The 24,285-nt window shown below is 40.6% G+C and carries 4 protein-coding genes and 1 rRNA gene; all 5 read right to left on the bottom strand.

The window, feature by feature from the left end; genetic code table 11:
- Window positions 1-116: 116 nt before the first annotated feature.
- Window positions 117-1,679, bottom strand: a 16S ribosomal RNA gene (locus EL171_RS00230).
- Window positions 1,680-2,597: 918 nt separating this feature from the next.
- Window positions 2,598-3,398 carry a hypothetical protein gene (locus tag EL171_RS00225; RefSeq protein ID WP_039968809.1) on the bottom strand — a complete coding sequence of 267 codons (801 nt, stop codon included), beginning with the start codon at window positions 3,396-3,398 and terminating at the stop codon, window positions 2,598-2,600.
- Window positions 3,399-3,592: 194 nt separating this feature from the next.
- The gene (locus tag EL171_RS00220; protein WP_005384741.1) at window positions 3,593-14,188 is read right to left on the bottom strand and encodes an ESPR-type extended signal peptide-containing protein; all 10,596 of its coding nucleotides are present in this window, start codon (window positions 14,186-14,188) and stop codon (window positions 3,593-3,595) included.
- A gap of 759 nt (window positions 14,189-14,947) precedes the next feature.
- Window positions 14,948-15,736, bottom strand: a complete 789-nt coding sequence (locus tag EL171_RS00215) for a hypothetical protein (RefSeq protein WP_005384742.1) — start codon at window positions 15,734-15,736, stop codon at window positions 14,948-14,950.
- 164 nt (window positions 15,737-15,900) lie between these two features.
- On the bottom strand, window positions 15,901-24,237 hold the full coding sequence (locus tag EL171_RS00210) for a YadA-like family protein (RefSeq protein WP_005384743.1): 8,337 nt from the start codon (window positions 24,235-24,237) through the stop codon (window positions 15,901-15,903).
- Window positions 24,238-24,285 lie beyond the last annotated feature (48 nt).

Here is a 24,285-nt window from a genome sequence, read left to right as displayed (position 1 = left end):
AAACCGAACAATGTTAGGTTTGTAAGTACAGCTAGCGCATATGCTACGTCTACTTACAGGCCAAAGTGTCGACCTAAGTGACATCCAAGCTCTTGGCTCGGTGTATGTCTCCCTAGAAAGGAGGTGATCCAGCCGCACCTTCCGATACGGCTACCTTGTTACGACTTCACCCCAATCATCGACTTTACCTTAGACGGCTGGCTCCCGAAGGTTACCCCACCGGCTTTGGGCACTTCCGACTTTCGTGGTGTGACGGGCGGTGTGTACAAGGCCCGGGAACGTATTCACCGCAGTATGCTGACCTGCGATTACTAGCGATTCCGACTTCACGTAGGCGAGTTGCAGCCTACGATCCGAACTGAGAGAGTGTTTCTCGGGTTTGCTCCACCTCGCGGTATTGCTTCCGTCTATTAACTCCCATTGTAGTACGTGTGTAGCCCAGGTCATAAGGGGCATGATGATTTGACGTCATCCCCGCCTTCCTCCGCATTGTCTGCGGCAGTCTCTCATGAGTTCCCACCCAAAGTGCTGGCAACATAAGATAGGGGTTGCGCTCGTTGCGGGACTTAACCCAACATCTCACGACACGAGCTGACGACAACCGTGCACCACCTGTTTTCTGGCTTCCGAAGAAGAGGAACTATCTCTAGTTCTGTCCATCAATGTCAAGACCTGGTAAGGTTCTTCGCGTTGCGTCGAATTAAACCACATACTCCACCGCTTGTGCGGGCCCCCGTCAATTCCTTTGAGTTTCAACCTTGCGGTCGTACTCCCCAGGCGGGGTACTTATTGCGTTAACTCCGGCACAGAAGGGGTCGATACCTCCTACACCTAGTACCCATCGTTTACGGCCAGGACTACCGGGGTATCTAATCCCGTTCGCTCCCCTGGCTTTCGCGCCTCAGCGTCAGTTTTCGTCCAGAAAGTCGCCTTCGCCACTGGTGTTCTTCCTAATATCTACGCATTTCACCGCTACACTAGGAATTCCACTTTCCTCTCCGATACTCTAGATTGGCAGTTTCCATCCCATCACGGGGTTAAGCCCCGAACTTTTAAGACAGACTGACCAATCCGCCTGCGCGCGCTTTACGCCCAATAATTCCGGACAACGCTTGCCACCTACGTATTACCGCGGCTGCTGGCACGTAGTTAGCCGTGGCTTTCTATTCCGGTACCGTCAATCCTTCTAACTATTCGCAAGAAGGCCTTTCGTCCCGATTAACAGAGCTTTACAACCCGAAGGCCGTCATCACTCACGCGGCGTTGCTCCGTCAGACTTTCGTCCATTGCGGAAGATTCCCCACTGCTGCCTCCCGTAGGAGTCTGGGCCGTGTCTCAGTCCCAATGTGGCCGTTCATCCTCTCAGACCGGCTACTGATCATCGCCTTGGTGGGCCGTTACCCCTCCAACTAGCTAATCAGACGCAATCCCCTCCTTCAGTGATAGCTTATAAATAGAGGCCACCTTTCATCCATCCTCGATGCCGAGATTGGATCGTATGCGGTATTAGCAGTCGTTTCCAACTGTTGTCCCCCTCTGAAGGGCAGGTTGATTACGCGTTACTCACCCGTTCGCCACTAAGATTGATAGAAGCAAGCTTCCATCGCTCTTCGTTCGACTTGCATGTGTTAAGCACGCCGCCAGCGTTCGTCCTGAGCCAGGATCAAACTCTCCAAGATATCTTGAAGCTATTTGAATAGCTCATTATTTGTTGTCGTTACATTTAAGTAACTTTGAATTATGGTTGGTTTTGACTTTGTCAAAACCCGCACTCTGGCATATGTTCAATCGTATTGATTGATTACCTATCATTGTTCAGTTTTCAAAGATCTGTACCAGTTAAACCAGATTTTATCTAGCTTCGAAGCACTTTCTTTCGAAGTGTTTCATCAACTAGCGACTAGATTATAATAACATGTTGTCACTTTCATGTCAACATCTTTTTATAATCTTTTTTAGAATTTTGTAATTTCTGTTTCAACCAGGAATTACATTTTTATTCTAAAACGATTATCAACAAACATAGATTTTATCTAGTGTTTGCTAACTAATAAACAGTCGCTTCGAACGACTGTATAGCTATTATAGTACAAAGAACTGAGGTACGCAACCCCTAATTTTAAAATTTTGCAAACTTTTTTCTACCTCTCTTTATATGGTAGATTCTTGTATTTTCCATACTATATATAGTACTTATTAATAATATCAATAATCAACTTAAATTGGCTTACTATATACGCTATTACCAATTCATTTATATCGTTATTCTTTATAGGTAGTAATTCCCATTCAGACTCTTTTATTAATCACCTCTTAAGCTACATGTATCATCAGCATAATTCTGTCGTTATATAGTATATATATATAAAAACAACGCCATCCAACCGGATGGCGTTGTTTAATAAGGATTTGTGTTCCCTAGTCGGGGGTCCAGGGTATAGGGGCCCTCATAAACTCAATATAAGGGCCAATGTGTCATTTTAGATATATGTGTATGTAAGGGATACATCATATATCATCAGTATGTATTAGAGATCAACTAAGCCTTTTAACGAGAGAAGAAAAGGCTACAATATCTACATTACTATAGATATCATTTATTGTTGAATCGCACTGCGCAAATCAACTTTGTTGTAGTCATTGCTACCCATTGGTTCGTTGATAGCTTTGCGAAGGTCTACTACGTGCTCATCAGCAGCAGTTGGTTCTTCGCTTGCTTTGTTTTTAACTGTTTCTTTAGATGCGAACCAGATTGTTTCGTTCATGTAATGACGAAGTTCTTCGTTAGATACATGTTCTTGCTCTTGCGCAAGGATATCCAAGATTGCATCTTCTAATGCTTGTGCTTCGTCGTCAGTCATAGGACCGCCTACTTGTTTTTGCTTTTGTACAACTTCGTTAACACGATCTACCATGCCACGCAATACGTTGTAACCATAGCTATTTACGAAGCCATCTTTTTCATTGTATTTAGGCGTTTCAAAGTATTCGTATTCGTTTTTGTTTCGGTTTTCACCGTTCCAATTTAAAGCTGTTTCAAAGCCATGTACGCGACCAAGGGAGTGCGTACGGAAGTAATCAGCATAGTTATGTTTATCTTTGGAATGCAACCATTTTTTATCAGCTTTAGTCAATTGTTCATGATTGTCGCGTTTAGCTTTTGCTAACGCGATTTTTTGTTCAGCATTTTCCCATGCTTTCACATAATCATGAAGAGATTGTACTACTTGTGGGCTAGCCACAGGTACCAATACAACATTGCTCAAACCAGGTGCGGATGCAGGGTTTGGCAAGATCAAGTTATCATCATATGTTGGTGCGCTTGCTGCGTGACCAGTGATGGATGCTGCGCTCATTAAAAGTGCCGCTGTGAAAGCAAGCATTGTAGATTTTTTCATATCTATTCCTCTTTTCATAGTCGAATTAATGTGCTGGTTCAGGGTTCCCGAAGGAACCCGTACCAGTTGTATCCTTTTGATAACTAGGATTTCTAGTTTTTCTGAAAGTATAACCAGGTCATGTGACCTAATTACTCGAACACGCCTTAGGATGGGCGCCCCTAGAAGGGGCTTTCACCATCACAAGAGACATATTACATACCCATTTTCGCCATCATTGCAGCCATTTGAGCTTTCAATACTTCTACTTCACTTTGTAGACCAGCGTTTTGAGCTTTAATTTGTTCGTTTTCATATTTCAAGTCAGATACTTCACCTTTTAATCCGGCGTTTTGAGCTTTCATTGCTGCCATTTCAGTTTGTACTGCGTATGCAGAGCTGATAGGGCCTTTGCGGTAGCGGTCTGCTACAGCTGCTTCAGCATCTCTGTTACCAACTTTCCAAGTTACACCAGCGTTTGCCATCATGTGGCTAGAACCGCCAGCCCAGGACAAGCCGCCATGGAACATTGTGGACTCGTTTTTGTAATGAGCTACGCCCACTGCAATCGCGGAGTTACCACGGTAGTTACCGTAACCAGCCATGATTTGAGTTGGTTCCAATGGATCGTATTGCATAGGTTTCAATGCGGACAATGCTGCACCTTGTGCACCTACACGACCGATTTCTTCGTTCAATTGATCAACGCGAGGGTCAACTGCGCCTTTTACGGAAAGGTCATAGTTTAAGCCGCCATCAGCAGATTCAGTTTTCTTCAATACTACGGATTGGTCATCAGATGTCAATGTAGTACGGGAATCTTTCAACTGTTTAACGTTTACTGCATCAGTATCATTAGTGCCTTTTTGAACATTAGTGATTTTGTTACCACCCATGTTGAGGTTGCCACCAGTGATATTTACAGTATCGCCACCGAAGGATACTTTAGGACCATTGGAGTTATTGGAAATGGAAGTGATGTTAGTGAGGTCACCTTTCACGTCGAAGGATACTTTACCGTTCGCATCAGTGTGAGCAGTAGTATTTACGCCGTTGGAGAAGTCTAAACCTTCAGATAACATTACTGTTCTAGCATTGCCACCATTTTCTTTGTAAGTCAATGGAATTTGTTTAGCTGCTTCGTTACCATTGAAGTTAACTTGGTAGTTAGTTGTATGGTTAGTAGCATTTGGTTGAACATCTACAGTGATTGCTTTGTTGTCACCTGTTACAGTAACTGCTTCACGAGCTGCATCTTTAACGTCATTTTTATCTACAGATACTTCGTATGTTGCACCAGCTGCACCGAATGTATCGCCAGCTTTAGGAGCTACTTTAGCGATGTTATTAGCATCAGCTTTAGCTTGTACTTTTTCAGTAGATTTTTTAGCTGCTTCTTGTTGAACAAGTTTCAATTGTTCTTCAGTTGCTGCACGACCTTTAGTTGCGAAGTCAGCGGAATCAAGAGTTTTGTTAGTTAAGCCAGTGATGTCACCAGTTTTACCATCAAGCTTGATTGTGTTGTCGCCAGCTACGTTAACTACTTGGTCACCTTTGAATTCTAATTTACCGTCCCCTTCGTTGTTAGTGATGGAAGTGATTTTGTTCAAATCGCCTTCAACATTAACTTTGTAAGGGTTAGCTTTAGAACCGTCGCCAGTCACTTTAGTGTTTTGACCGTCAACAAGGTTAGTTTTAGCTGCTTTCAATTGACGTACGTTAACCGCATCAGTATCGTTTACACCGTCATCAACGTTAGTAATTTGTTTATTACCAGCATTGATGCCATCTTTAGTTACGGATGGGCCATTGTTGATTACCAAGCCACCATCAGTGATCTTAGTATCGCCAATTGTTACGGAACCTTTATTAGTAAGATCTACATTGTTGCTCAATGCATATTCTACTTTAGCACCGTTTTCGTCGCTAGTTTGTTTAACAGTGAGGTTTTTACCGCCGGAGAATTCAACAGTTTTACCATCAGTAATTCTCTTAGCTGTTGTTTCAGAATCAGCAGTAGTATTACCAGAAGATTTAACGTTGAAGCTGTTCATTGTACCAAGGCCAGCACCGCTAATTGTCATTTCGCCATTAGCAGATTTGGATACTGTGATACCGTCAGCACCTTTAACATTTACTTTACCGCCGTTAGCTGGAACATCTGTGCCATTAGCTTGGATTGTCCAGATATCGTCAGTGTTAGCGAATGTTTTATCGCCGTATTTAATGCGGTCTCCATCTTTCTTAATTGTTGTGTAGTTATCAGGTGTACCTAAGTGGATTTCCTTAGTTTGGATGGAGTCGATGCCTTTGATATTTTTATTCAAGCGAATGTTCAAAGTATCGTTACCATCAGCAGTTACAGCGATGTTACCTGCAGCAGATTCAAATGTTTTTTCTTGCTCTTCAGTAACGCCTTCACCTTTAACTTTAACTGTGGAGTTAAGTTTGTTTTTGTTTACAACGCTTTCGTTGTTACCAGTGAATTTCAAGCCGTCATCAGTAGTAGCAACTTCGTGTTTGTTCTTGTTGCTATCTTCGTAAACGATACGAGTCATACCATTAGTACCGTTTTTACCGTCTACGCCGTCTTGACCATTAGCACCTTTGAAAGTAAGACCATCTTTACCGTCTTTACCATTCAAGCCGATAGAGCCGTCTTTACCGTTGATTACAACAGCAGAACCGTCTTTACCGTTTACACCGATCTTACCGTCAACACCTGGTTTACCGTCTTTACCATCATTACCAACTTTGATATCGTCGGACAATGCATAGTTGTAAGTATGGTTGCCAGTTACTTTATCAACGATTTGTTCAACAGTTAAGTTTTTACCTGCACCGAAGTTTACAGTTGTGCCAGGTTTTACGATTGTTGCACTGTGATCGCCTACTGTGTTACCAGTAACGTCACCTTTCCAACCAGAGTTGTTGATTGTATCTACTAAAGTTTTAACTGTTGCAATACCATTTTCACCATCTACGCCTGGTTTGCCGTCAACGCCGTCTCTCACTTTACCAAGTGTTACGTCGTATTTAACAACACCATTTGCATCAACGGAAGCTTTAGTGTAGTTACCGTCAACGAAGTTCAAGCCTTCAGACAATTTAACTTTTTGTTTAGCACCGCCGTTAGCTGTGTAGTTAAGTTCAGCATCGCCAAGGTTAGTTGCTTTTGCATTTACTGTGTAAATGTTTTGACCATCAGCACCAATTGTTTTATCAACTGTTACGTTGTCACCAGCTTTAACTTCTGTCTTAGCGGATTTCAATTGTTTTACGTTAACTGCGTCAGTGTCATTTACGCCAGCTTTCACGTTAGTGATATTCAAGTTACCAGCATTAATACCAGTTTTAAGAACCGATGGGCCACCAGAGATAGTTAAGCCACCGTTATTAACAACAGTATCACCAATAGTTAAGGAACCAGATGGAGTCAAGTTAACTTCTTTGGACAATTGAACTTTCAATTTGCCATCTACGTTGTTTACGCCGATGTTGTTGTCAGTCAATTTAGACTTATCTGCACCACCAACAACATCCATAGTTTCGTTCAATTTCTTAGCGATAACTTTGGATTTATCAGCACCTTGTGCATCGTCGCCAGCATATTTCATGCCATCATCCAATGTAGCTACTTCGTGTGTATTCTTGCTGTTATCTTCGTATACGATACGAGTGATACCATCTTTACCGTTTACACCAGGTTGACCATCTTTAGCTTTCATAGTAAGACCATCTTTACCGTCTTTACCATTGAGGCCGATGGAACCATCTTTACCATTGATTACAACAGCAGAACCATCTTTACCGTTTACGCCGATCTTACCATCAACACCGTCTTTACCATCTTTACCGTCGTTACCAACTTTGATGTCATTAGACAATGCATATGTATAAGTTTGTTCACCAGTTGTATTATCGATTTTTTGAGTAATTGTCAAATTATCGCCTGCTGCGTAGGATACAGTTTTACCGTTGCCTACTGCTGTTACAGCGTGGTTACCAACTACATTACCTTTCGCATCTGTGGAGAAGGAGTAGCCGTCTTTAATTTGATCAGCCAAACCAGATAAGTCGATTTTCGCGATTGTATTAGCTTGGTTAGCACCATTGCCATCATTGTATTTCAATGTAACGGATTTGTCTGCCACATTATAGGAGTAAGATGTAGTAGCTTCACCTGCACGATCAGATTTAGTTGGTGCAATGTGTAAGTCGTTAGCTTTGGAAATACGAGTTACGTCGCCAATGTTAGCTGCGTTATCGATTACATCGCCGCCAGATTTAAGGTTAGTGATGTTGTTGCCACCCATGTTCACGTTGCCGCCATTGAATTTGAATTCGTTGCCGCCAATTGTCATAGTTGCAGGACCATCGTTCTTAATGGAGGTGATGTTTTTCAAATCTTTGTTCAATTGAACTTCGAGAGTATCAGTACCATCAGCTTTTACGTTGATGTTACCAGAAGCGCTCTTGAAGGATGCAGAAGTTGTTTTATCTACGCCTTCACCTTGAACTTTAACAAGGCTGTTCAATTTGTTTTTGTTTACAACATCAGTGTTATTACCAGTGAATTTCAAACCGTCATCAGTAGTAGCCACTTCGTGTTTGTTGTTGTTTTTGTCTTCGTATACGATACGAGTGATACCGTTAGTACCGTTTGTACCATTTACGCCGTCTTGACCATTAGCGCCACGGATAGTAAGACCGTCTTTACCATCTTTACCATTGAGGCCGATGGAGCCGTCTTTACCGTTGATTACAACAGCAGAGCCGTCTTTACCGTTTACGCCGATTTTGCCGTCAACGCCGTCTTTGCCATCTTTACCGTCGTTACCAACTTTGATGTCGTCGGACAATGCGTATTCAACTTTAGCGCCGTCGTTGTTGCTAGTTTGTTTAACAGTCAAGTTTTTACCTGCTGCCATTTCAACTGTTTTACCATCGGAGATAGTTTTTGCGGTAGTTTCGGAATCGGCAGTTGTATTACCAGAGGATTTCACATTCCATGTGGATTGTGCAGCACCTGGAGCTACATGCAAGTCGTAAGTAACTTGGTTACCGTTTTCAGTTTTGTTAACTGTTACGGATTTATCGTTGGAAGTTACTACTGTACGAGAATCTTTCAACTGTTTAACGTTAACTGCATCAGTATCGTTTACGCCAGCTTTCACATTAGTAATGTTCAAGTTACCAGCGTTGATACCAGTTTTAAGAACAGATGGGCCACCGGAAATAGTTAAGCCACCGTTATTAACAACAGTATCACCAATAGTTAAGGAACCAGATGGAGTCAAGTTTACGTTGTTGTTAAGATCGTATTTAACTACGCCATCAGCAGCTACGGAAGCTGTTGTGTTGGAACCATTAGTGAAGTTCAAACCTTTATCCAATGTAACTTTTTGGTCGTTAGAGCCATTCGCTTTGTATGTCAAAGGAATTTGTTTAGCAGCTTTATCGCCATCAAATGTTACTGTATAAGTTGTGTTATGGTTTGTTTCATCTTGAACAGGTGTAACAGTGATAGGGTTGTTAGTAGTGTTCGTAGTATTTACAGTAACTGCTTCACGAGCTGCATCTTTAACAGCATTACGGGAAACATTTACTTCGTATTTAGCATTCGCATCACCAGTTTGTTTACCGTCAGCTACAGTGATGTCAGCGATGTTAGTGTCGCCTGCAGCAGCAGATTTTTTAACAACGCTTTCAACAGCAGCTTTATCGCCTGTTGGCAAGTTGCTCAAGTCGATCTTAGCTGTTTTGTTCACTGCATTATCATTGCCATCAACATATTCCAATGTAACTGTTTTATCAGCGTTCACTGTGTATGTTTTGTCTTTGATATGAATGTCGTTAGCTTTGGAGATACGTTTAACGTCGCCAATGTTAGCTGCGTTATTGATCACATCGCCACCAGATTTAAGGTTAGTGATGTTATTATCGCCCATGTTCACATTGCCGCCATCGAATTTGAATTCGTTGCCGCCGATTGTGAAAGTAGCAGGACCTTCGTTTTTAATAGTCTTGATGTTAGTCAAGTCACCAGCTAAACCGAATTCAACTTTAGCTCCGTCTTCGTTGCTAGTTTGTTTAACAGTCAAGTTTTTACCTGCTGCCATTTCAACTGTTTTACCGTCAGTGATAGTTTTTGCAGCTGCTTCGGAGTCAGCAGTTGTATTACCAGTGGATTTCACATTCCATACGGATTGTGCAGCGCCTGGAGCTACATGCAAGTCATAAGTAACTTGGTTACCGTTTTCAGTTTTATTAACTGTTACGGATTTATCGTTAGATGTAACTACTGTACGGGAGTCTTTCAACTGTTTAACGTTAACTGCATCAGTATCATTTACGCCTGCTTTCACATTAGTAATGTTCAAGTTACCAGCGTTGATGCCAGTCTTAGTAACGGATGGGCCGCCTGTAATTGTTAAACCACCATTGTTGAGAATTGTGTCACCAATTTTCAAGGAACCATTTGGTGTTAAATCAACATCATTGGACAATGCATATGTGTAAGTATGTTCACCAGTTGCATTATCAATATTTTGAGCAACAGTTAAGTTTTTACCTGCTGCATAAGAAACAGTTTTACCATTTGCTACAGGTGTAACAGCATGGTTACCAACTACATTACCTTTAGCGTCAGTGGAGAAGGAATAACCGTCTTTGATTTGATCAGCCAAACCGGACAAGTCGATTTTCGCCACTGTACCAGATTGGTTAGCACCGTTACCATCGTTATATTTCAATGTAACAGATTTGCTTGCTGCATCATAAGCGTAAGATGTAGTAGTTTCACCTTGACGGTTAGAAGATGTTGGAGCAATGTGCAAGTCGTTAGCTTTAGAAATACGAGTTACGTCGCCGATGTTAGCAGCGTTATTCACTACATCGCCACCAGATTTAAGGTTAGTGATGTTTTGGTCACCCATGTTGATAGGGCCATTTGTGATGTTAATGGAGTTAGGACCAAATTCCATTTTTGGACCATTTGTAGTATTGGAAATGGAATTGATATTAACTAAATCTTTATTCACATCGTATTTAACAACGCCTTCAGCATCTACAGAGGCTGTTGTATTTTTACCGTTTGTGAAGTTCAAACCTTTATCCAATGTAACTGTTTGAGCATTTTGGCCATTCGCTTTGTAAGTCAAAGGAATTTGTTTAGCAGCTTTGTTGCCATCGAATGTTACTTGGTATGTAGTGTTATGATTTGCTTCATCTTGTACAGGTGTAACAGTAATAGGGTTGTTAGTTGTGTTTGTAGTATTTACAGTAACTGCTTCACGAGCTGCATCTTTAACGTCGTTACGGGATACGTTTACTTCGTAAGTTGCACCAGCATCACCGAAGTTTTCACCAGCTTTAGGGGAAACTTTAGCAATGTTTTTATCGCTAGAACCAGCTACGTCTGCTTTAGCTTGTACTTTTTCAGTAGAAGCTGCCGTAGGTTTTACGTTGTTTACATCTACAGTGTAGATAGTTTTTGTGCTACCATCTGCATTGTTAACTACTGTACTTGTTACTTTAGCAGCGTTTTTACCTTGAACTTCAACAGTGCTGTTCAATTTGTTTTTAGCGCTGTCGGACAAGTCAGCTACTACATTGGAACCAGAAGCAGTTGTTTTGATGTACTCACCATTGTTAGCACCTACAACGCCGAAGCTCAAGCCGCCTTGTTTGTTCAATTTTTGTAATTCAGTAGCACCTGTGTTACCAGTCAAACCAACTGTGTTATTGAACTTGTTATTAACAATGTTCAATTGTTCTTCAGTTGCAGCACGACCTTTTTTAGCGAAGTCAGGAGCATCTAAAGTTACGTTAGTTAAACCAGTGATGTCACCAGCTTTAGCATTAATAGCAATGTTGTGATCACCTGCTACGTTTACAGTTTGGTTACCACCAAATGCAATTTTGCCATCGCCAGCTTTGTTAGTGATGGATGTAATGTCTGTTAAATCACCTTCAACGTCTACTTTGAAAGTTTTAACGCCATTTACGTCACGGTGAGAAGCAGTTGTGTTCTTACCGTTTTCCATGTCGATAGCTTCTTTAGCAAGGTTTTTAATGACAGTCTTACCACCATTGTTGATGTTGGAAAGATCTTGTTTAGCAATACCTGTGATAACAGCAGTTTCGTTAGGAACGTCTTTGTTGTTACCATCAACGTATGTCATTGTTACTTTGCCGTTGTTATCAACTGCGTATTCACCAGGTTTGATGTGACGTTCATCAGCACGAACTTGTTTCAATTGGCTTACGTTAACTGCATCGTTGTCGTTTACGCCAGCTTTCACATTAGTAATGTTCAAACCACCAGCATTGATACCAGTTTTTGTAATGGATGGACCACCGTTAATAGTCAAGCCATTGTCAGTGATGTTAGTGTCACCAATTTTGATAGACCCATCTGGAGTCAAATCGATGTCTTTATTCAATGCAAATTCAACAGCTGCATTACCATTATTATTAGTTTGTTTAATGGTCATGTTTTTGCCGGCTTGCATTTCCACAGTTTTGCCGTCACGGATTTCTTGAACGCCAGCAGAACCTTGTGCCACTTTACCTTCTGTAGCAGTAGATTTCACGTTGAAAGAGCTCATGTCGCCAGTTTTCAAACCGCTCAAGTCGATAACTGCTTTAGGGCCGTTAACAGTTTTACCATTACCATCTTGGTAAGTTAATGTAACCTTTTTGTTAGCATCTACAGTGTATTCAGCCACATTGTTGTTAGTGCCTGCTGTAGGTGCAATATGTAAATCATTAGCTTTGGAGATACGAGTAACGTCACCAATGTTAGCAGCGTTATTGATTACATCGCCACCAGATTTAAGGTTAGTGATGTTGTTATTACCAAGATCCAAGTTACCACCAGTAATGCTGATGTTGTTAGAACCAAAGTTCATTGTAGGACCACCATTGTTAGTGATGGATGTAATTTCTTTAAGGTCCTTATTCAAGGAATATGTATATGTTTGTTGACCAAGAGATGTTTCAATATCTTGTTTAACTGTTAAGTTCTTACCAGCTGCATAGTTAACTGTAGTACCGCTTTGAACTTTTGTAGGTGTTGCTTCACCGTCAAGTTTACCACCGTTAGCTGTAGCATTTGTTAAGAAGTCATATTTAGCAGCTGTGTCAGCAGCGTTGATTGTGTAAGTAGTTCTACCATCAACAGTTACTTCGTTAACAGTAACGTTTTTACCAGCTTTCACCATGCCTTTGTCATCAAAGCCTACAGTGATTTTGGAGTCTTTCGCACCATCATGAGCCGCTACAGTAGATACACGACCTGTACCGATCACGTTTAATTTACCGCCATCAGTTAAGAAGTCACTCTTACCAGTGTTACCAGTTACAGCAACACCAACGTTTTTCAATTGAGCTACGTTAACAGCATCAGTGTCTGCAGTACCAGCAGCAAGACCAGTCAATTGACGAGTCATTTGTTGACCATTACCGATAGATACAGCAGCTGTAGTAGCTGTTTTTACATTACCAGTTAAAGGACTATATTTACGTTCATGAGGATCGGATGGGTTGTAACCTACAACACCTTTATCTGTAGTTGTAACAGAAGAAGCACCTAATGCTACACCTTCAGCAATATTAGCCTCTGCTACATCACCAAGAGCAGTACCTCTAGTTACATTAGCTTTAGCCACATGACCTACGGCAACACCATATTGGCCATTTGCACGAGTACCAGCACCTACAGCTACACCAGATTCACCTTCAGTTTGAGATTGCATACCGATAGCAATAGAGTTTACACCCTTAGCAATTACTTTAGGAGAATCTTTACCACTTTGACCGATAGCGATAGCATTGTTACCAGAAGCTTCTGCACGTGCACCAATTACAGTAGCACCAGAACCGGATGCTTTAGTTTCACGACCGATAGCAATTGTATCTAAATGAGTCGCTTCATTATCACGACCGATGGCGATTTGAGAGTTTTCATCTGCAGTCGCTGCAAAGTTTCTGCCACCATTTGTGGAGTCAGTCAAGTTATTTTTACCGATGGAGATACCACCCATTGTTTTAGCATTATTAAATTGACCCAAAGTTACAGTGTCTGCCACGTGGGATGTATTTTCAGAACCAATGGCAACTGAGTTTTGGCCCTTTGCATTATTGTTGTAACCAGCAGCAAAAGAACCTGCACCAGTAGCATTAGTATATACACCCATAGCAGAAGCGCTAGTACCAGTGGCACTAGAGTAATTACCTACTACAGTAGAATATTCGCCTGCATTTTTAGGCGTTGTTTCCCAAGAGCCTTTGGTGTAATTAACATTATTGTAGGTACCAATAGCAACAGCAGCCTTAGCATCAGCATTATTTACATTACCAACAGCAACAGAACCATTGCCAGATGCAGTATTACCAGCACCAACAGCTGTTGCCGCACCACCTGTAGCCGTATTTCTATTACCTACAGCAGTAGTCGCATTATTAGTTGATGTATTTTTTGCACCAATAGCTACTTTGCCATCATGACCAGCTACATCATCCGTAGTATTTTGGTAACCTACAACGATGGAGTTTTGCCCAACGTTATAGTTTTGACCATTACTTTTTGGATAAGTATCAGCCCAAATATTTACATGACTACCACTAGTATCATAACCTGCTTGTGCTTCTAGAGGAGCAACACCACCCATAGCACCAGCTACAGCCAAGCCAGCTAATACACTAGCCAATACTTTTTTCTTGCCGTTATTATTTTTAGCAGTTTCAGGTACTACTACGTAGCAGCCTTTAGATTTGCTATAAACGACCTTAAAAACCTTATTCATAGAAACTATGAACCCCTTTCTCTCTTATAAAGAAAACACTAAATGCCTTATATACATTTTTTGTTTCATGAATTGTTTATGACACACGTTCACATACTATTCATTAAGATATTAATATGATAACAATTTATAAACTAATTGTAAATAGAAATTCCTAAAATAATTAAAATAAATTTTATATTTCTAAACAAGATAAACCGAACTTTCTAGATATGTGAAAATTTCTCCACATCGGCATAGAATAAGGGTTTCTCTTATAATTGTATTATATATAATATAATACATTATATATATAAGGGTATAAAACAGATCATATCAGTTTATATTTACATTATATTTGTATATCTTATACAAGTTTATCTTCATCTAAAATATATAAACTTTCTAAATTAGATGAAGATAAAACATAGTAATAAAGCGTTTCTTCATAAATGCATAGAAAAAGGTAGTTAATATAAGTAGTCTATTATTTTATAATTGTTTATATTTGAACAGCTATTGAGCCTTAAGTAAGGACAACAATAGATAAACGCAAAAAACAACGCCATCCTTTCGGATGGCGTCGTTTCGCATAAGGATTGTATGCCCTAGTCGGGGTCCAGGGAACAGCAAGGCCCTCAAACAATCGCCGTATGAGGGCCATATGTAGTTGTTCATTATATACACTGTGCGTCACACATCATCTTCCTAATTCATTGTATATCGTTTATGCCGAGCTCTCAGTGTGTTAATGATTTATAGTTAAATTTACAAACCTTATTATTGAATCGCAGCGCGCAAGTCTACTTTTTTAGTTTCTTGGTTAGCTGGACGATTGATCGCTTCACGAAGATCTACAGTATGTTCATCTTGAACAGTAGGTTCTTCACTAGCTTTATTTTTAACTGTTTGTTTAGCTGCGAACCAGATTGTTTCGTTCATGTAGTGACGAAGTTCTTCGTTAGAAACGTTTTCTTGGTCTTTAGCCATTACATCCAAAATAGCATCTTCTAATGCTTGTGCTTCGTCGTCAGTCATAGGACCGCCAACTTCTTTTTGTTTTTGGATGATTTCGTTAATACGATCTGTCATGCCGCGCAATACATTGTAACCATAGCTGTTAGTGAAGCCATCTTCTTTATTGTATTTAGGCATTTCGAAATATTCGTATTCGTTTTTATTACGGTTTTCACCATTCCAGTTCAAGAACACTTCTTGACCATGTACACGACCGATGGAATGTGTGCGGAAGTAGTCAGCATAGTTGTGTTTGTCATAGGAATGTAACCATTTTTTCTCAGCTTTAGTCATACGTTCATGGTTTTCGTATTTTACTTTAGCTTTTGCGATGTTGATTTCCGCATTTTGCCAAGCTTTCACATAGTCATGAACAGCAGACACTGTTTGTGGGCTAGCCACAGGAACCAATACTACATTGCCCAATGCTGGAGCAGATACTGGATTACGTAAAATCAAATTATCGTCATATGTTGGAGCGGATTGTGCACCTACAACGCCTGTAGAAATAACAAGAGCCGCTGCACAAGCAAGTAATGTAGATTTTTTCATTCTATATTCCTCTTTTCTATCGTTAGATTATGGTGAAAGTATCTCTCACGCGTTTCACGTTCATATTTAAAAGCATTATTTTCATAAACAATAGGGAGAGGTAAGCGCTACGCTAGGTAGCGCATACCTTCCTTTGTTCATTCAGTTCTTACACTCACAAATGATTACATACCAAGTTTTGCCATCATAGCAGCAATTTGAGCTTTCATTTGTTCGTTTTCAGCTTTCAAATCAGATACTTCTGTTTTTAATCCAGCGTTTTGTGCTTTAACGGAAGCCATTTCTTGTTGCATTGCATAAGCAGAGCTGATAGGGCCTTTGCGGTAACGATCTGCTACAGCAGCTTCGCTATCACGGTTGCCAACTTTCCAAGTTACACCAGCGTTTGCCATCATGTGACGGGAACCACCTGCCCAAGCTAAGCCTGCATGCATCATTGTGGACTCGTTTTTGTAATGAGCAACGCCCATTGCAATAGCGGAGTTACCACGGTAGTTACCATAACCAGCCATGATTTGAGTTGGTTCTAATGGATCGTATTGGATAGGTTTCAATGCTGCAAGAGCTGCGCCTTGTGCACCTACACGACCGATTTCATCAGTTAACTCATCGAAACGAGGGCTTGCACCAGTAGACAAGTCGTATACTTTAGCTCCATCAGCACTTTCAGATTCACGAACACCTACGGAACCATCAGTAGATTTAACGATTGTACGGGAATCTTTCAATTGTTTCAAGTTAACCGCATCTGTATCGTTAGTACCTTTACCAAGGTTAGTAATTTTGTTACCACCCATGTTGAGGTTACCACCAGTTACGGAAAGGTCACCAGCGTTGAAGTTCAATGCAGGACCATTGTCGCTATTCTTGATGGAGTTGATACCTTTAAGGTCTTTGTTCAATTTAACAGTTAATGTATCGTTACCATCAGCTACTACGTTGATGTTACCAGCAGCGGATTGGAATGCAGTGGATTGAGCCGCAGTCACACCTTCACCTTGAACTTTAACAAGTGTATTCAACGCATGTTTGTTTTCAGTGCCAGTGTTGTTACCTGTGAATTTCAAACCATCATCCATAGTTGCTACTTCACGTTTGATTGGGTTGCCATCAGTATCTTTCAATGGGTTACCATCTTTATCTTTTGGTACGTATACGATACGTTCAGATTTGTCGCCATTGTTAGCTTCTGGTTTAACAAGAGTTTTGGAACCGTGATCTGTAGAGATATCTACACCAGTACCATCTGCACCAGCAGGACCTTGAGGACCAGTCAAGCCAATGTGACCTACGCCGTCTTTACCAGCGATGGATACAGCGTCTTTACCATCTTTACCGATGGAAACTTTACCGTCGATACCGTTAGCACCATCTTTACCGGAGATGGATACACCATCTTTACCATCAACGCCATTTTTACCAGGAACGCTAATGGAGTTCAAGCCGTTAAGATCTTTATCAAGACCGATTACAACTTTACCATCTTTAGTCATAGTTTTGATGTTGGATGCGCTGTAGTTGTCATCAGCTTTAGTGCCTTCGCCTACGATTTCAAGTTTTTCACCCAAGTTTTTGTGGATGTCATTACCAGATTGAGCACCGAAGTTCAAACCTTTGTTGCCGATTGCATCAGCAGTATTTTTAAGGTCAGTAACGTTTACAGCACCGTTCTTAGTATTGTTGTCGCCAGCAGCAGCATCAATCTTATCTAAGAATGTATTACCAGCTTTATCAGCGATGGAAGAACCAACGTTGTTCAATTTCATTGGATCTGTAGTAGAAGCGTTAGGGTTGTTCATGGAAGCGATAATATCGCCAGCATTTACAACATCGCCAGAACCATCTTTAGCTGTGTTGAAAGTACCATCTGGTTGTTTGTAAACTTTAGTGCCATCTTGTTTAGTGTATACCACTGGAATTTGAGCATTGTTTACAACACCTTGGCTATTGATCTTGATGTCATATTGGTGACCTTTAGCTGCATCATAAGTTGCAGATGTAGGATCATTTTTATCAGTTACGGAGATAGTGCCATCAGAAGATTCAACAGTTGTAACTTTATCTTTCAATTGTTTAACGTTTACTGCATCTGTATCAGCTTCACCAGCTTTAACGCCTGTGATTTTCTTATCGCCAGCATTGATGCCATCTTTCTTAACAGATGGACCACCATTGATAGTCAAACCATCCTTGTTAATTGTAGTATCGCCGATTTTTACGGAACCATCTTTAGTAAGATCAATGTCTTTAGACAATTGAACTTTCAATTTACCATTGTCGTTGTTTACGCCAATGTTGTTATCAGTCAATTTAGCTTTATCAGCACCACCAACGATATCTACTACGTTGTTAAGATGTTTCTTAATAACTTTAGTTGCATCAGTTTGACCGTCGTCACCAGCGAACTTCATACCATCATCGTGAGTTGCTACTTCATGTTCGTTACCGTCTTTGTCTTGGTATACGATACGAGTCAATTTATCACCAGGTTGGCCATCAACACCAGGAACGCCGTCTTTAACGGAAATCTTAGCACTTGCGCCATCTTTACCGTCAGCACCCTTAGGACCAGTCAAGCCGATAGAGCCATCTTTACCGTTGAGTACAACAGATGCGCCGTCTTTACCGTTAACACCGATCTTACCATCAACGCCGTCTTTACCATCTTTACCAACAACTACGCTGTCAGCTTTAAGGTTTTTATCAAGTTTAACGTCGATAGTTGTGTTACCATCTGTATCTTGACCAATGATAGTCTTAACGTTTTCACCGCTGTATTCAGTATCAGCTTTATTACCTTCACCTTGGATTTTCACAGTGGAACCAAGTTTATTAGTTTTTACACCACCAGTATTAGCATCGAATTTCAAGCCTTTTTCAATCAATGCATCAGCTGTATTTTTAAGGTCTGTTACATTAACTGCACCGTTCTTAGTATTGTTGTCACCAGCAGCTGCATCAATCTTATCTAAGAATGTATTACCAGCTTTATCCGCGATGGAGGAACCAACGTTGTTCAACTTAGTAGGAGCTGTAGTAGAGTCACCTGCACTATTCATGGAAGCGATTACATCACCAGCATTTACAACAGTACCAGAACCATCTTTAGCTGTGTTGAAAGTACCATCTGGTTGTTTGTAAACTTTAGTGCCATCTTGTTTAGTGTATACCACTGGAAGTTGAGCGTTGTTTACAACACCTTGGTTATTGATCTTGATGTCATATTGGTGACCTTTAGCTGCATCATAAGTTGCAGATGTAGGATCATTTTTATCAGTTACGGAGATTGTGTTATCAGAAGATTCAACAGTTGTAACTTTGTCTTTCAATTGTTTAACGTTTACTGCATCTGTATCGTTTTCACCAGCTTTAACGTTAACAATTTTGTTACCGCCATTATCTAAGCCATCTTTAGTCAATTTAACATCAGTAGTAGTACCACCTGCAGGAGCAGTGATTGTAACACCGTTGTTATCAACTTTTGTAGCGCCAGTAGTCAAGGATCCATCAGCATCCAAGTCAACATTTTTAGCCAATTGAACTTTCAATTTGCCATTAACATTGTTAACACCGATGTTATCAGTAGAAGTCAACTTAGTTTTATCTGCACCACCAACGATATCTACAACGTTATTAAGATGTTTCTTAATAACTTGTGCATTTGTATCTTGGTTATCTTGACCGTCGTCACCAGCAAACTTCATACCATCATCATGAGTTGCTACTTGATGTTCGTTGCCATCTTTATCGTTGTAGAAGATACGAGTGATACCATCAACACCGTCTTTACCATCTACACCAGCTTTACCTTCTTTAACAGTAATATCAGCAGTTGCATTTTTACCATCTCTACCAGCAGGGCCAGTCAAACCAATGTGACCTACACCATCTTTACCGGAGATAGATACTGCATCTTTACCATCTTTACCAGTGATACCAACTTTACCATTGTTACCATCTGTACCAGCTGCGCCAGTAGGACCAGTAATGGATACACCATCCTCACCGTCTTTACCATCTTTACCATTAACAACTACTTTATCTAGGTTAGTTAAGTCTTTGTTCAATGCGTAAGTGTATGTTTGGTTACCATCAGCACCGATTTTTTGTGTTACAGTCAAGTTTTTACCTGCACCGAAGTTTACAGTTTTGCCACTTGCTACTTCAGTTTCAGTTGCAGTTGTACCAGTTTCAAGGTTACCAGTTGCATTTGTTTTGAAGCTGTAGTTATTACCAGCAGCTGGGATGTTCAAGTCGGAGAAGTCGATAACTGCTTTAGTATCAGTTACAGCTTTACCATTACCATCATTGTAAGTCAATGTAACTTTCTTAGTAGCTGCATCGTATTTGTATACGTTTTCAGTGCCACTTACTACGCCACCTTTAGCTTCAGTGCTACCAGCTTTAACTGCTGTTGGAGCGATGTGAAGCTCTTTACCAATAATAGCATCGGATGTAGATTTAAGGTCTTTAACATTTACTGCTGCATTTGGAGTTGCAGTAGCTGCATCATCAAGTTTAGTTAAGAATGTATCACCAGTAGTTGTACCAGTTTTATCGATAGCAGAACCTACGTTGTTTACGATGGAATTGCCACCAGTTGTGTTACCAGCTGCATCTTGGAAGGATACGATAACGTCACTTGCAGGAACATCATTACCAGCAGAACCGTCAATGTTTGTTGTGTAAGTACCATCTGGACGTTTAACTACTTTAGTACCATCAGCTTTAGTGTAAACAGCTGGAGTTACAGCATTTACAGTGTAAGTTTTTTGGCCTGTAGTAGCATCAGATGCTTCAGTTACGTTAACGTTTTCGCCGCCTTTAACAATTGTGCCAAGACCAGTGATTACGTTCTTACCTGCATCAGTGATGTTGGAAAGATCTTGTTTAGCAATACCAGTGATTTTAGCTTCATCGTTAGCTACTGGGTTACCATTGCCATCAACGTAAGTCATTGTTACGCTACCATCGTTTTGTACAGCATAGCTACCTGGTTTGATGTGTTTTTCATCTTCGAGAGTAGCTACAGTTTTATTATTAGTACCATCAGTAGTGTATGTAATGCGGTCGCCATCCTTCTTGATAGTGATATTGTCTGTATCATCACCAAGTTTGACTTCTTTAGTTGTTACACTGTCCAAACCTTTAAGGTCTTTTGCTAATGCGTATTCAACTTTAGCACCATCAGTATCGCTAGTTTGTTTAACTGTTAAGTTTTTGCCAGCAATCATTTCTACTGTTTTAGTGTTTTCAATAGTTTTAGCTGCCGTTTCATGACCAGTTGCTGTAGCACCACCATTAGTTGTATCTGCAGAGGATTTGATGTTCCAAGTGGAAGCAGTAGTACCACCAGTATTATTAACTTTCAAGTCATAAGTTAATGCATCACCATTTGTACCAGGTGTTACTGTTACAGAACCGTCAGAAGATGTAACAACTGTACGAGCAGCTTTCAATTGATTGTAGTTAACTGCATCAGTACCATCAGTAGCAGGAGCTAGATTAGTAATTTTCTTATTACCAGCGTCGATACCAGTTTTAGTTACAGATGGACCACCAGTGATAGTTAAACCACCATTGTTCATTACTGTATCACCAATTGTTAAGGAGCCACCGTTAGTCAAATCAACGTCTTTGTTCAAGTCGTATTTAACTACGCCATCAGCTGCTACAGAAGCTGTTGTGTTAGAACCGTTAGTGAAGTTCAAACCTTTGTCCAATTTAACTGTTTGGTCACCAGTACCATTAGCTTTGTATGTCAAAGGAATTTGTTTAGCTGCTTTTTCACCATCGAATTTCACTTCGTATGTAGTGTTATGGTTTGCATCATCTTTCACAGGGTTAACAGTGATAGGGTTATTTGTATCAGCTGTGTAGTTACCACCAGTAGTTGTACCACCGTTGTTAACTGTTACTGCTTCACGAGCTGCATCTTTAACAGCATTACGGGAAACATTAACTTCGTATTGAGCATCTGGATCATTAGTATTTTTACCACCAGCTACTGTAACGTCAGCAATGTTAGTGTCACCAGCTGCGTCAGCTTTTTTAACTACACTTTCAGTAGAGGAAGCACCACCAGGTGTAGAAGAATTAGCTACAGCTACTTTATAAACTGTTTTATTAGGATCAGTTGTATCTTTAGATACTGTTACATTACTAGAACCAGGAGCTACTTCAAAGGTATGGTTCAATTTAGCTTTTGCATCATCGGACAAATCAGCTACTACATCTGTACCAGAAGCAGTTGTTTTGATGTATTGACCGTTGTTAGCACCAACTACACCGAAGCTCAAACCACCAGTTTTATTGAATTTTTGAGTATCTGTGTTACCAGTGTTACCTGCTAATTTAATTGTGTTGTTGAAGCCATCGCTTACTTTTTTCAATTGGTCTTCAGTTGCTGCACGACCGGAAACAACAGTTGGGTTAGTAATATCCCAATCTTTATTTTGTAAGCCAGTTACATAGCCACCTTTACCATCTAAGGAAATAGGGTTGTCGCCTTCAACTTTTACAACTTGATCACCAGCGAAGGAGATTTTACCAGAACCATTACCGTTTGTGATGGAGGAGATATCAGCCAAGTCTCCTTCCACATTTACTTTATAAGGGGTAGCTGTAGAACCGTCACCTGTTACAGTAGTATTTTTACCTGCTTTAAGTTTAGTAGGGTCAGCAGCTGCAGTACCAGTTGCACTTACAGTATAGATATCATGACCGTCTGTGCCTTGAGACTTAACAACAGTAACACCAGTTCCTTCTTTAACTTCTGTCTTAGCGGATTTCAATTGTTTTACGTTAACTGCATCAGTATCATCTGTACCAGCAGCTACGTTAGTGATTTTTTTGTTACCAGCGTTGATGCCAGTTTTAGTTACAGATGGACCACCAGTGATAGTCATGCCATCGTTGTTAATTTTAGTATCACCAATTGTTAAAGAACCACCGTTAGTCAAATCAACATCTTTATTCAAAGAGTATGTGAATTGTTTACCAGCTTGGTCTAATACAATGTTTTTACCAGCTTTGAAAGTAACAGTATCGCCAGGGCTTACTTTTTCAATAGATGTACCGTTTGTAGTACCACCATTGTTAGCGGAAGTTACTTTCCAACCAGAGTTGTTGATTGCTTGAGTAACATTGTCAGTTGTAGCAATGCCGTTTGTAGTAGGCGCAACTGCTTTACCATCAGCATTAGTAGTAATATCAGCACCTATTTTAGCTTTTACTGTAACACCATTTTTATCAGCAGATGTAGAAATAAATGTAGGATCATCACCTTTAATTTTCAATGTACCATCGTCTAACAATACATCGCCATTGCCAGTGTCACCAGCGTATTTCAAGTTAACACTTCTTAATTGAGCTACGTTAACAGCATCAGTATCATTAGTACCTGCAGCAAGACCTGTAATTTGACGAGTTGCAGTAGCACCGTCACCTACGGAAACAGCTGCCAATGTGGATGTTTGTGCCGTACCAGCTAAACCAGCATATTTATTAGTACGAGTTTCAGCTGGGTTGAAGCCTTTAACACCTGCATCTACAGTTGCTTTAGAGTTAGAACCAAGAGCTACGCCATCGGCAACAGATGCAGAAGATTTATAACCCTGAGCTACAGAACGAGATGCACCTGCAGTTGTTTCTGCGCCACCACCAATAGCAACAGAACGGTCTCCATTAGCTTTTGACATTGCACCAACAGCTACCGCATAATCAGCTGCTTCTACAGTTTTATTTTGAGAAGCAGAACCAATAGCTACCGCATAGTCACCTTTCGCTTTTGTACGCGCACCTAAAGAAACAGCACCAGTTTTTGTAGATTCAGCTTCACGACCGATAGCTACAGTATCTTGACTTGTTGCTTTGTTGTCTAAACCAATAGCGATTTGAGAGTTTTCTTTATTTGCAGTAGTAGGATCCCCAATAGAGGAGTCAGCGATATTATTTTTACCAATTGCGATACCGCCCATTGTATTAGCAGTATTACTATTACCCATTGTAATAGTATCACCAAGATTGGAATTATTTTGTTTACCAATAGCGATAGAAGCACTACCTTTTGCATTAGATTTATAGCCAATAGCAGTCCCAAAATTAGCACTTACTGCTGCTTCACGACCCATGGCAATACCACCCCAACCGTTGGCATCAGCTTGTGGACCAACAGCGATTGCATTAGCTTGGTTTGCTTTAGATTCACGACCCATAGCAATGCTATCGCCAGAAGAATCTGTTTCAGCCTTATGACCGATACTGATGTTATCAGAACCTTTTGCCCAGCTTTCACGGCCCACAGCAATAGAGTATTGACCGCTACCTCTATCTTGGTTAGCTGGATTAGAGTTTGCACGGTTACCAATTGCAATAGAATCTTCAGCAGATGCCATAGATACGTTACCAATAGCGACAGAAGCACGTCCTGTTGCTTGGTTATAAGCACCCATAGCCACTGCTGCACCGCCAGAAGCTGTATTACCATTACCTAGAGCCATTGCAGAATTTTCTGTTGCAGTATTTGCTGCACCAATTGCAATAGTACC

The sequence above is a fragment of the Veillonella dispar genome, from assembly GCF_900637515.1.
Classification (GTDB): Bacteria; Bacillota; Negativicutes; order Veillonellales; family Veillonellaceae; genus Veillonella; species Veillonella dispar.
Note: the sequence above shows the minus strand (reverse complement) of the source record. Positions and strands in the feature narration are given on the sequence as shown.